Annotated in this window: 9 protein-coding genes; 3 read left to right on the top strand and 6 right to left on the bottom strand. The window is 69.1% G+C overall.

Features of this window, described 5'->3' with window-relative positions:
- Nucleotides 1-99: 99 nt before the first annotated feature.
- The 5 genes from ftsH to dacB form a co-directional block, all read right to left on the bottom strand.
- Nucleotides 100-2,142, bottom strand: coding sequence for an ATP-dependent zinc metalloprotease FtsH (ftsH, locus tag OP79_RS20155; protein WP_033321675.1), 2,043 nt, complete (start codon nt 2,140-2,142; stop codon nt 100-102).
- Between the two features lie 206 nt (nt 2,143-2,348).
- Entirely contained in the window at nt 2,349-2,909 is a 561-nt protein-coding gene (hpt, locus tag OP79_RS20160) for a hypoxanthine phosphoribosyltransferase (protein ID WP_033321676.1), read from the bottom strand.
- A gap of 79 nt (nt 2,910-2,988) precedes the next feature.
- Nucleotides 2,989-4,053: a tRNA lysidine(34) synthetase TilS gene (tilS, locus tag OP79_RS20165; protein ID WP_033321677.1), complete on the bottom strand. Its 1,065-nt coding sequence runs from the start codon at nt 4,051-4,053 to the stop codon at nt 2,989-2,991.
- A 172-nt stretch (nt 4,054-4,225) separates the two neighbouring features.
- Nucleotides 4,226-5,353, bottom strand: coding sequence for a zinc-dependent metalloprotease (locus OP79_RS20170; protein ID WP_033321678.1), 1,128 nt, complete (start codon nt 5,351-5,353; stop codon nt 4,226-4,228).
- A gap of 204 nt (nt 5,354-5,557) precedes the next feature.
- Nucleotides 5,558-7,159, bottom strand: a complete 1,602-nt coding sequence (gene dacB, locus OP79_RS20175; protein ID WP_051744771.1) for a D-alanyl-D-alanine carboxypeptidase/D-alanyl-D-alanine endopeptidase — start codon at nt 7,157-7,159, stop codon at nt 5,558-5,560.
- 79 nt (nt 7,160-7,238) lie between these two features.
- Here dacB and OP79_RS20180 point away from each other — a divergent pair, with 79 nt between their 5' ends.
- Entirely contained in the window at nt 7,239-7,730 is a 492-nt protein-coding gene (locus OP79_RS20180; RefSeq protein ID WP_033321679.1) for an inorganic diphosphatase, read from the top strand.
- Between the two features lie 157 nt (nt 7,731-7,887).
- Complete coding sequence (locus tag OP79_RS20185) at nt 7,888-9,528, top strand: threonine/serine exporter family protein (protein ID WP_425428585.1); 1,641 nt, start codon at nt 7,888-7,890, stop codon at nt 9,526-9,528.
- A gap of 100 nt (nt 9,529-9,628) precedes the next feature.
- On the opposite strand, the gene OP79_RS20190 is transcribed toward OP79_RS20185, so the two are convergent.
- Nucleotides 9,629-10,621, bottom strand: a complete 993-nt coding sequence (locus OP79_RS20190) for a DedA family protein (protein WP_033321680.1) — start codon at nt 10,619-10,621, stop codon at nt 9,629-9,631.
- A 240-nt stretch (nt 10,622-10,861) separates the two neighbouring features.
- On the opposite strand from OP79_RS20190, the gene gad reads away from it, so the two are divergent.
- A complete protein-coding gene (gene gad, locus OP79_RS20195; RefSeq protein WP_033321681.1) occupies nt 10,862-12,268 on the top strand; it encodes a glutamate decarboxylase in 1,407 nt (468 codons plus the stop codon).
- The last annotated feature ends 3 nt before the right edge of the window (nt 12,269-12,271 follow it).

Below are 12,271 nucleotides of genomic sequence, written 5' to 3' on the forward strand. Positions count from 1 at the left end.
CTTCATGTCCGCGCATACGAATATGCCGCGCCCCCCAGGCTAGACCAGGGGGGCGCGGCATCCGTTCCGGGCCGATCGAGGCAGCCGGGGCCGGGTGGTTCAGCTCTCGGGACGCTCCTCCGGAGTCGGCTCGGCCACCGGAAGCGCCGCCTCGGCGGCAGGATTCGACTTCGCAGTGATCGCCGGCGCCGCGCCGTTCGTCCCGCTCGTCAGCGACAGCTCCTTGGGGGAGAGCACCGGCGGGCGGGTGGACGGAGTGCGCCTGGCGGAGCCGGTCCACGCGGGGCGGGCCGGACGCTTGACGATCGGGGCGAAGATCTCGGCGATCTGCTCCTTGTTCAGCGTCTCCTTCTCGAGCAGCGCGAGGACCAGGTTGTCCAGGACGTCGCGGTTCTCGACCAGGATCTCCCAGGCCTCGTTGTGCGCGGTCTCGATGAGCTTCTTGACCTCTTCGTCGACGAGCGCGGCGACCTCTTCCGAGTAGTCGCGCGGGTGACCCATCTCACGGCCGAGGAACGGCTCGGTGTTGTCACCACCGAACTTGATCGCACCGAGGCGCTCGGTCATGCCGTACTGCGTGACCATCGCGCGGGCCGTTGCGGTGGCCTTCTCGATGTCGTTCGCAGCACCCGTGGTCGGGTCGTGGAAGACGAGCTCCTCGGCCGCGCGCCCGCCCAGCATGTATGCCAGCTGGTCGAGCATCTCGTTGCGGGTCGTGGAGTACTTGTCCTCGTCCGGCAGGACCATCGTGTAGCCGAGAGCACGGCCTCTGGAGAGAATCGTGATCTTGTGGACCGGATCGGAGTTCGGTGAGGCCGCCGCGACCAGGGCGTGACCGCCCTCGTGGTACGCGGTGATCTTCTTCTCCTTGTCCGACATGATCCGGGTCCGCTTCTGCGGGCCCGCGACCACACGGTCGATCGCCTCGTCCAGCATGTGGTTGTCGATCAGCTTCTGGTTGCCACGCGCGGTGAGCAGCGCCGCTTCGTTCAGCACGTTCGACAGGTCGGCGCCGGTGAAGCCCGGCGTACGACGCGCCACTGCGGACAGGTCGACGTCCGGCGCGACCGGCTTGCCCTTCTGGTGGACCTTGAGGATCTCCAGACGGCCCTGCATGTCGGGGCGGTCGACCGCGATCTGGCGGTCGAAACGGCCGGGGCGCAGGAGGGCCGGGTCGAGGATGTCGGGCCGGTTCGTGGCGGCGATGAGAATCACGCCGCCCTTCACATCGAAGCCGTCCATCTCGACGAGCAGCTGGTTCAGCGTCTGCTCGCGCTCGTCGTGACCGCCGCCCATACCGGCACCGCGGTGCCGGCCGACGGCGTCGATCTCGTCGACGAAGACGATCGCCGGAGCGTTCGCCTTGGCCTGCTCGAACAGGTCACGGACCCGGGAGGCACCGACACCGACGAACATCTCGACGAAGTCGGAACCGGAGATCGAGTAGAAGGGGACACCCGCCTCGCCCGCGACAGCACGCGCGAGCAGCGTCTTGCCCGTACCGGGCGGGCCGTACAGCAGTACGCCCTTGGGGATCTTCGCCCCGACGGCCTGGAACTTCGCCGGCTCCTGGAGGAACTCCTTGATCTCGTGGAGCTCCTCGACGGCCTCGTCCGAGCCCGCGACGTCCGAGAACGTCGTCTTCGGGGTGTCCTTGGTGATGAGCTTGGCCTTGGACTTCCCGAAGTTCATGACTCGGGAGCCGCCGCCCTGCATCTGGTTCATCAGGAACAGGAAGATGACCACGATGAGGACGAAGGGGAGCAGGCTGATCAGAAGCCCGACGAACGGGTTCTGCTTCGACGGCGACACCGTGTAGCCGTCGGGGATCTGCTTGTCCTCGTACTTGGTCTGCAGTGTGTTGGCGAGGTTCACACCCTGGTCGCCGATGTAACTCGCCTGGATCTTCGAGCTGCCCTCGACCTTTTCGCCGTCCTTGAGCTCGACCTTGATGATCTGCTCGTCGCCGGTGGTCAGCTTGGCCGACTCGATCTTGTTGTCATTGATCGCCTGGACGACCTGGCCGGTGTCCACTGTCTTGTGGCCGCCGGACGAGCCGACGACCTGCATCAACACGACCACGGCAAGGACGGCCAGCACGATCCACATGACCGGCCCACGGAAGTATCGCTTCACGTCCATCCATACGGAGCGGTGCCGCCCCGTCCCTCCTGCCATAGTGAGTTTGATAAGACTGTTCTTCGGACGGTACCCCAGCATTGTCACCCGAAGCCGCACGGTCCGGCTGACAAACCCGTCTACGCATGCTCCAACGGCGCGGAACCCGCAAGGGTTCCCGGGCCGTCCTCCACTGCTGCGTGGGCTTCGCCACTGTCTACGAGAGTGCCTCAGCCACCGTAGACATGAGGAGCGAGCGTACCGACGAACGGCAGGTTCCGGTACTTCTCGGCGTAGTCGAGGCCGTAGCCCACGACAAACTCGTTCGGGATGTCGAAGCCGACCCACTCCACGTCGATCGCGACCTTGGCGGCCTCCGGCTTGCGCAGCAGCGTGCACACCTTGAGCGACGCGGGCTCGCGCGAGCCGAGGTTGGAGATCAGCCAGGACAGCGTCAGACCGGAGTCGATGATGTCCTCGACGATGAGGACGTGCTTGCCCTTGATGTCGGTGTCGAGGTCCTTGAGGATCCGCACGACGCCGGAGGACTGCGTACCCGCGCCGTACGAGGACACGGCCATCCAGTCCATGGTGACGGGGGTGGTGAGGGCGCGCGCCAGGTCCGCCATGACCATCACGGCGCCCTTGAGGACTCCGACGATCAGCAGGTCCTTGCCCGCGTACTCCGCGTCGATCTTCGCGGCCAGTTCGACCAGCTTGGCGTCGATCTCTTCCTTGGTGATGAGCACCGACTTGAGGTCGGTGCCCATGTCTTTCGCGTCCACCCGCATCACTTTCGGTCGTCCCGCATGTATGGCGGCCACTCGGGCCGCCCACGACCCGCACAAGGGGCCGGCGGAAGACCCGGATTCAGCCTTGCCGAATCACCAGTCTGCCACCCTGCCGCTGGACGGCGACTTTGCCCGGCAGGTTGATGGCCCCCTGGCCGCGCCAACCGGTGATCAGCCGGTCGATCTCTTCGATGTGCCGGGCGAACAGTGAACCGGCGGGCGCCCCGGCCTCGATGGCGGCGCGGCGCAGGATACGGCGGCGCACGGCGGGCGGCAGGGCGTACAGCTTGGCGCACTCCAGGAGGCCGGCGGCGTCCCGCACGGAGGCCTCGGCCTGGCGGGCCCAGGCGTCGAGGGCGTCGGCGTCGTCGCGGGACAGCTGTGCCGTACGGGCGAGGGCCTCGACGACGCCCTTGCCGAGGGCCTTCTCCAGGGCGGGCAGCCCCTCTTGGCGCAGGCGTGATCTCGTATAGGCCGGGTCGGAGTTGTGGGGGTCCTCCCAGACGGGGAGCGACTGGACCATGCAGGCCTTGCGGGCGGTCTGCCGGTCGAGGTGCAGGAAGGGGCGGCGGTAGCGGCGGGTGGCTCCCGGCCCTCCGGAGACCGCGGCCATGCCGGACAGCGAGCGGATGCCGGAGCCGCGGGCGAGGCCGAGCAGTACGGTCTCGGCCTGGTCGTCGCGGGTGTGGCCGAGCAGGACCGCCGTGGCGCCGTGGCGCTCGGCGGCGGCGTCCAGGGCGGCGTACCGCGCGTCGCGGGCGGCGGCCTCGGGGCCGCCGTCGCGTCCGACGCTGACGGCGATGGACTCGGCCGGGCCCAGGCCGAGTTCGGTGAGTCGTACGACGACTTCCTGGGCGCGCAGGTCGGAGCCGGGTTGCAGACCGTGGTCGACGGTGATGCCACCGGCGCGGATGCCGAGTTTGGGGGCTTCGAAGGCGAGCGCGGAGGCGAGCGCCATCGAGTCGGCGCCGCCGGAGCACGCCACGAGCACGAGCGGCGGGGGCGACTGCTCGTGCGCGATATCGGCGTGCGTGGGATCGGGGTGCGCGGTGTCGGGATGGGCAGGCGTGTGATCGGTGAGGATGTCGTGGAGGACGCGGCGGACCGCCAGGCGTATCGCCGCGACCGCTGGATGGGGACCCATGTCCGGTTCCCTTCATGAAATTGTCGGGGGTGAGCCCGAGCTTCGGTCACGCAGAGTGCCTAGATGGTGACAGAAACGGGCCGTTCCCCGAGCATTGCACGCCTACCCATGCCCCACGGTCCCTCGGACGGGTGATAGCGGGGGCGCTCACCTGTCCTCGGCCGGATTCAGTTCACGACTCTGCCTTACGGTGCACCCGCGCAACCCAGTCCGCCGGTTTGGAGATCTCCGACTTGGTGGGGAGCGTGTTCGGCGAGGTCCACACGCGGTTGAACCCCTCCATGCCGACCTGGTCCACGACCGCTCGTACGAAACGCTCCCCGTCCCGGTACTGGCGCAGCTTGGCGTCCAGGCCGAGCAGCTTGCGCAGCGCCAGGTCGAGGCGGGAGGCCCCGCGCTGGCGGCGCTGCTGGAACTTCTCGCGGATCTCGGCGACGGACGGGACCACGGCGGGGCCCACGCCGTCCATCACGAAGTCCGCGTGGCCCTCCAGGAGGGACATCACGGCGGTCAGCCGGCCGAGGATCTCGCGCTGGGCGGGCGTCTGGACGATCTCGACGATGGACCGTCCCCCGTCGTCGCCCTCCTCGCCCTCGGGACGGCTGCCGGCGAGCGTCTGCGCGGCCTCCCGGATGCGCTCGAGGACCGTCATGGGGTCGACCTCGGTCTCCTCCAGGAAAGACTGGATTTCGCCCTCGAGGTGGTCGCGCAGCCAGGGCACGGCCGTGAACTGCGTCCGGTGCGTCTCCTCGTGCAGGCAGACCCAGAGCCTGAAGTCGTGGGGCTGTACGTCCAGTTCGCGCTCCACGTGCACGATGTTCGGGGCGACCAGGAGCAGCCTGCCGCCGCCGTTCTCGCCCGCCGGGAGTTCGCGGGTCGCCGGGGCGAAGGTCTCGTACTGGCCCAGCACCCTGGAGGCCAGGAACGACAGCAGCATGCCCAGCTCGACGCCGGTGACCTTGCCGCCGACGGCGCCGAGGACGGCTCCGCCGGGGGTGCTGCCGCGACGTTCCTGCATCTTGTCGAGGAGCGGTTTGAGGATCTCCCGGAACCCGGCGACGTTCGCCCGGATCCAACCCGGGCGGTCGACGACGAGGATGGGGGTGTCACGCAGGTCCTCGCTGCCCATCTGCGTGTACTCGCGTACGTGTTGCTCCGACGCCTTCGCATGTCGGCGCAGCTCCGCGACGACGGCCCTGGCCTCGTCGCGACTCACCTCTGGGCCCGGCCTTACGAGCCGGGTCGCGGTCGCCACCGCGAGATTCCAGTCGACCATCTCGGCACCACCGATGCTCGTCATGCCCTCAACCGTACGTGAGCGCTGCCGCTGGGTGCAGGGTGTGGGGTTCGTGGGGGTTCTTGGTCGTAGCTCGGCTGCGGGTCCGTTGTGGCTGGGCGCGCCCACGCGGCGGAGCCGCATATGTCACAGCCCCGCGCCCCTGGAAGGAGGGCCGCAGGCCCTCCTTCCAGGGGCGCAGCCACGTCAGCGCCACAGCCGCCTCCCTCAGCCGCCGCAGCCGCAGCTCGCCAGCGCCGACGCCGCGCCGTCCAGCGTCTTCTGCGTTGCTGCCGGATCCGTCGGGCGGTTCGAAGACGTCAGGAAAGCGAAGGCCAGTAGGCGGCCCTCGGAGTCCACCACTGTGCCCGCCAAGGTGTGTACGCCCGTCAGCGTGCCGGTCTTCGCTCGTACGACTCCCGTGCCGGACTGGTCCGTATAGCGGTTGCGGAGGGTGCCGGTGAAGCCTGCTACTGGGAGGCCGGTCAGGGCGGGGCGGAGTTCGGGGTGGTCGGGGGCGCCTGCCTTGGCCAGGAGGGCGGTGAGCAGGTCCGCGGTGAGCCGGTCGGCTCGGTCCAGGCCGCTGCCGTCCGCGAACTGGGCGCCTTCCACGGGCAGTCCGAGCTTCTTCAACTGCGTACGGATCGCCGTGGAGCCGCCTTCGAAGCTGGCCTGTTCGCCGGAGGCGAGTGCGGTCTGGCGGGCCAGGGCCTCGGCGATGTCGTTGTCGCTGTTGGTCAGCATCCGCTCGACCAGGGCGGACAGGGGCGGGGACTCGACCTTCGCGAGAGGCTCCGCGCGGCCCGTCGCCTTGGAGGGGCCGGGGGACTTGGTCTTGATGCCACGGTCGTTCAGGAGGGCCGCGAACTGCCGGGCCGCGTCCGCCGCCGGGTCCGTACTGCGGTCCGCGGTGCCGGAGGACGAGTCGTCGAGGCGGCCCTCGTCGGTCATCAGGGCGGTGACCGGCGCGATGTTGGGGTTGTCGGGACCGATGGGGTGCAGCGCAGGGCCGTCGTACAGCGTGGTGTCGTACGAGAGCGTCACCGCGTCCAGCTTGCGGGCCTTGAGGGCCCGGGTGGTCTCGTCGGCGAGCGTACGCAGGCTCGCGTTGCCCTTCGCTTCCTCGCGGGCGGTCAGCGTGGGGTCGCCGCCGCCGACGAGGACGAGTTTCTTGGTGCCGGGATCGAGGACCGTACGGGTCGCGATGCGGTGGTCGGCGCCCGCCGCGGAGAGCGCCGCGACGGCGGTGGCGATCTTCGTGGTGGAGGCGGGCGTCAGCGCCTCGTCCGCGGCCCTGCCGTACAGCCGCTTGCCGGTGGCCACGTCGACGACCGCGGCCGTACGTTCCGAACCCAGCGAGGGGTCGTCGAGCAGTGGGCCGAGGACATCGGCGAGGGCCTTCTCGGTGGGCGAGGAAACGGAGCCGGTCGTGCGCCCGAGGCCCGCGAGTACGGAGGGGGCGCTGGGTGCGGGACGCGGCGCCTTCTCGGACGTACCGGATCCAGGGCCGGATTCAGGGCCGTGATCTGCGCCACCTACCCCCTCCCGCGATGCCGCCCAGTCCCGCTCGGCCGTACGCTGACCGCTGGAGTCCCAAGGGCCGGCCGCGGTCACCACGGTGGCCGCCAGTGCGAGGCCGAGGAGAGCGGCGCCCGCCGTGAACTGCACGGTGGTCAGCCGTGCGATCCGCGGCCGCACAGCCCCCAAGGACCGTACGAGCCACGGCCTGACGGCTTCCACGGCCCGTACGAGCCCCGGCCTCACGGCTCGCGCGATCCGCTCCACATGCGGTCGCGCGGCCCGCCAAGCCTTCAGCTCCGGCACGGACACCAACCCCTTTCGCGATCACACACCTGCGTGAGGGACACTTAACCACCAGACGTATGTGTTGATCATGGAGGAGCCACCGGTGGAGTTCGACGTCACGATCGAGATTCCGAAGGGTTCGCGGAACAAGTACGAGGTGGACCACGAGACCGGTCGGATCCGCCTGGACCGTCGGCTCTTCACCTCGACCAGCTACCCGGCCGACTACGGCTTCGTCGAGAACACCCTCGGCGAGGACGGCGACCCGCTGGACGCCCTCGTCATCCTGGACGAGCCGACCTTCCCTGGCTGCCTCATCCAGTGCCGCACGATCGGCATGTTCCGTATGACGGACGAGGCCGGCGGTGACGACAAGCTGCTGTGCGTCCCGGCGCACGACCCGCGCGTGGAGCACCTGCGGGACATCCACCATGTGTCGGAGTTCGACCGTCTGGAGATCCAGCACTTCTTCGAGGTCTACAAGGACCTGGAGCCGGGCAAGTCCGTCGAGGGCGCCAACTGGGTGGGCCGCACGGACGCCGAGGCCGAGATCGAGCGCTCCTACAAGCGCTTCAAGGAGACCGGCGGCCACTGAGGCCAAGTGATCGACCGGCGGGCCGCGTAACCCGATGGGTGACGCGGCCCGTTCGTGTGTTCTTGCGCTGAGGCGTTCTTGCGCAGAGGCGTACATCCGAGATACGGCGTACGGGGGAGCACGTACGGGAACGGACGTAGGAGAAGTGGGGCGGGAGCTGGTGGCTGAGCCGGACGCGGAGGACCGTAAGCCGCAGTCGGACGAGGCGAGGAGCGCGTTCGCGCCGCCGAGCGGGGTGGCAGCGGCGTTCGAGGACGAGTCGCATACGACGTCGGAGTTCGCGATCCCTGAAGGGCTCGCGCCGCCCGAGCCGCCGTCCGCCGAGCGGGAGGGCTCGGCGTTCAACGCCCCGCGTACGTACCGGGCCCCCGCCTTCACCCCGCCGACCGGCATCCCCGTGGTCAGGCTGACCAAGGAGGTGCCCTGGCAGGACCGGATGCGCACGATGCTGCGTATGCCGGTGTCCGACCGGCCCGTCGCCGAGCCCGCCCAGCGCACGGAGGAGGACGACGGCCCGGCCGTCCCGCGGGTGCTCGACCTGACGCTGCGTATCGGCGAACTGCTGCTCGCGGGCGGCGAGGGCGCCGAGGACGTGGAGGCGGCGATGCTCGCCGTCTGCCGTTCGTACGGCCTGGACCGCTGCGAGCCGAACGTCACCTTCACCTTGCTGTCCATGTCGTACCAGCCGTCCCTGGTGGACGACCCGATCACGGCCTCGCGGACGGTACGCCGCCGGGCCACCGACTACACGCGGCTCGCGGCCGTGTACCGGCTCGTCGACGACATCAGTGACGACGAGACCGAGGTCTCCCTTGAGGAGGCCTACCGGCGGCTCGCGGAGATACGACGCAACCGGCACCCCTATCCCGGCTGGGTACTGACCGGTGCCGCCGGGCTGCTCGCGGGCGCGGCCTCCGTGCTCGTCGGCGGTGACGCCATCGTGTTCGTCGCCGCCGCGCTCGGCGCGATGCTCGGCGACCGGCTCGCGTGGCTGTGCGCGGGGCGCGGGCTGCCCGAGTTCTACCAGTTCACGGTGGCCGCCATGCCTCCGGCCGCGATCGGCATCGCGCTCACGCTGGCGAACGTCGACGTGGCGTCGTCCGCGGTGGTCACCGGTGGGCTCTTCGCGTTGCTGCCCGGGCGGGCGCTGGTCGCGGGCGTCCAGGACGGGCTGACGGGCTTCTACATCACCGCCGCCGCGCGCCTGCTGGAGGTCATGTACTTCTACGTGGGCATCGTCACCGGGGTTCTGCTGGCGCTGTACTTCGGGGTGAAGCTGGGCGCGGAGCTGGATCCGGATATCGCCGTGAGCAGCTCCCAGCAGCCCGTGGTGGCGATCGTCGCCTCGATGCTGCTGGCGCTGGCCTTCGCCGTACTGCTCCAGCAGGAACGATCCACCGTCCTGATGGTGACCCTCAACGGTGGGGTGGCCTGGTCGGTGTACGGCGCGATGCACTACCCGGGCGGGCTCTCGCCGGTCGCCTCCACGGCTGTCGCGGCGGGCGTGGTGGGCCTGTTCGGACAGCTGCTGTCCCGCTTCCGGTTCGCTTCCGCCATGCCGTACACGACGGCGGCGATCGGGCCGCTGCTGCCCGGTTCGGCGACGTACTTCGGGCTGCTGTCCATCGCCCAGAACGACGTCGACGCCGGCCTTGTCAACCTGTCCAAGGCCGCCGCTCTCGCGATGGCCATCGCGATCGGTGTGAACCTCGGCTCGGAGATCTCCCGGCTGTTCATGCGGCTGCCGGGGGTTTCGACGGAGGGGCGGCGCGCGGCCAAGCGGACACGTGGTTTCTGAGGGCGCCTTATAGCTCGGGGCTACTGGTTCGCTGGCGGCTGCGGGTTGTTTGTGGCTGGTCGCGCCCACGCGGCGGAGCCGCAAATCGATACAGTCCCGCTCAGCCTTGCGGGTAGTCCTGGCCCTGGCCGTACGGGTAGCCGCCCTGGCCGCCCTGCGGGTACTGCTGACCCTGGGGGTACTGCTGCCCCTGCGGGTACTGCGCGGCGTAAGGCGGCTGGCCCTGCTGCTGTCCGTAACCCTGGTCCGAGCCGTACGGGGGCTGCTGTTGCGGCTGCTGCTGCGGGTAGCCCTGGCCGCCCTGGCCGCCTTGGGGGCCGTATCCCTGGCCTTGGCCCTGGTGGCCGTATGCGCCCTGGTCCTGGCCCTGGTGGCCGTACGTCTGGTCCTGGTTGGCCGGTGGCACGGCGCGCAGCTGGGTCGTCGCGTCGTCCATGGCGGGCGGTGCCTCCGGGGCGACCTGGGGCGGGTTCTTCTTCGACTTACCGCGGGCCTTCAGGATCTCGATGATGATCGGCAGCACGGAGAGGAAGACGATCAGGATGAGGATCGCCTCGATGTTCTTCTTCACGAAGTCGATCTGGCCCAGCCAATGGCCGAGCAGCGTGACGCCCGCGCCCCAGAGGATGCCGCCGAGGATGTTGAACGTGAGGAACGAGCGGTACCGCATGCCGCTGACGCCCGCGATGATCGGCGTGAACGTCCGCACGATGGGCACGAAGCGGGCCAGCACAAGAGACTTGGGCCCGTACTTCTCGAAGAAGTCGTGGGCCTTGACCACGTTCTCCTGTTTGAAGAGGCGGGAGTCCGGGCGCTTGAACAGCGCGGGCCCCACTTTCTTGCCGAACATGTAGCCCGCCTGGTCGCCGAGGATCGCGGCGATACAGATCAGGATGACGGCCGCCCACAGCGGGAAGTCCAGCGTGCCCTCGGCGATCAGCAGCCCCGCCGTGAACAGCAGCGAGTCACCCGGCAGGAAGAAGCCGATGAGCAGGCCGGACTCGGCGAAGACGATGACCAGCAGTCCCCAGATGCCGAATGTGTCGAGCAGGTAGTCCGGATCCAACCAGCTTGGTCCAAGGGCAAGCGTCATGGTTCCGGGCTCCTGAGGGTGAAGTGAGGCGCAGACGATCGTCTTTTCTGCTTCGGACGACCAAAGCTATCAACGCCGAGTGACGCCTCCAGGTTCCATGGCCTCCTTGTGCGCCCCCTGTACACCGATGAGAGCCACCCTGTGAGTAACTCATCACCTCCAGCCGCTATGCAACCTTTACCCGGTTATGACACCCCTGTGATCCATCATGGAAGCCCGACCTGACCGACCGGAGGCACCATGCCGCTCCACACCGGCCCCGAGAAGCCCGACGAGCGCCCCCGGGCCGCCAACCCCTTCTACGGCGAGGCCAATCCGGTCGGCGGCATGACCGAGGCCCCACCCCAGCACCGGCTGCCGGACGGGCCGCTGCCACCGGCCACGGCCTATCAGCTCGTCCACGACGAGCTGATGCTGGACGGGAACTCTCGCCTCAACCTCGCCACCTTCGTCACCACCTGGATGGAACCGCAGGCCGACGTGCTGATGGCGGAGTGCCGGGACAAGAACATGATCGACAAGGACGAGTATCCGCGAACGGCAGAGCTGGAGCGGCGGTGTGTGGCGATGCTCGCCGACCTGTGGAACGCGCCGGATCCGTCCGCCGCCGTGGGCTGCTCGACGACCGGATCGAGCGAGGCATGCATGCTCGCTGGCATGGCGCTCAAGCGCCGCTGGGCCAAGCGGAATGCCGACCGGTACCCCGGAGCTCGCCCGAACCTCGTCATGGGCGTCAACGTCCAGGTCTGCTGGGAGAAGTTCTGCACCTTCTGGGAGGTCGAGGCGCGCCAAGTGCCCATGGAGGGCGACCGGTTCCACCTCGACCCGCAGGCGGCTGCCGAGCTGTGCGACGAGAACACCATCGGTGTCGTCGGCATCCTGGGGTCCACCTTCGACGGGTCGTACGAGCCGATCGCCGAACTCTGCACCGCCCTGGACGAGTTGCAGGAGCGAACAGGGCTCGACGTTCCCGTCCATGTCGACGGGGCGTCCGGAGCGATGGTCGCTCCCTTCCTCGACGAGGACCTGCTCTGGGACTTCCGGCTGCCGCGCGTGGCCTCCATCAACACCTCGGGGCACAAGTACGGGCTCGTGTACCCCGGTGTCGGCTGGGCCCTGTGGCGGTCCGCCGCCGAGCTGCCCGAAGAACTGGTCTTCAGGGTGAACTACCTCGGCGGCGACATGCCCACCTTCGCACTCAACTTCTCCCGGCCGGGCGCCCAGGTCGTCGCGCAGTACTACACGTTCCTGCGGCTGGGCCGCGAGGGCTTCCGGGCGGTCCAGCAGGCGACGCGGGACGTGGCCATGGGGCTCGCCGACCACGTCGAGGGGCTGGGAGACTTCCGACTCCTCACTCGTGGCGATCAGTTGCCGGTCTTCTCCTTCACGACAGCAACCGACGTGACGGCGTACGACGTCTTCGACGTGTCCCGGAGAATGCGCGAGCGAGGCTGGCTCGTCCCCGCGTACACCTTCCCGGCGAACCGCCAGGACCTCTCCGCGCTGCGCGTGGTGTGCCGCAACGGCTTCTCGTCGGACCTCGCCGAACTGTTCGTCGAGGACCTGGGGCGCCTGCTGCCCGAGCTGCGCCGCCAGCCGAATCCGCTGACGCACGACACGGAGGCGGCGACCGGGTTCCATCACTGAGCC

This window comes from Streptomyces yerevanensis, from assembly GCF_000716805.1.
Lineage (GTDB): Bacteria > Actinomycetota > Actinomycetes > Streptomycetales > Streptomycetaceae > Streptomyces > Streptomyces flaveus.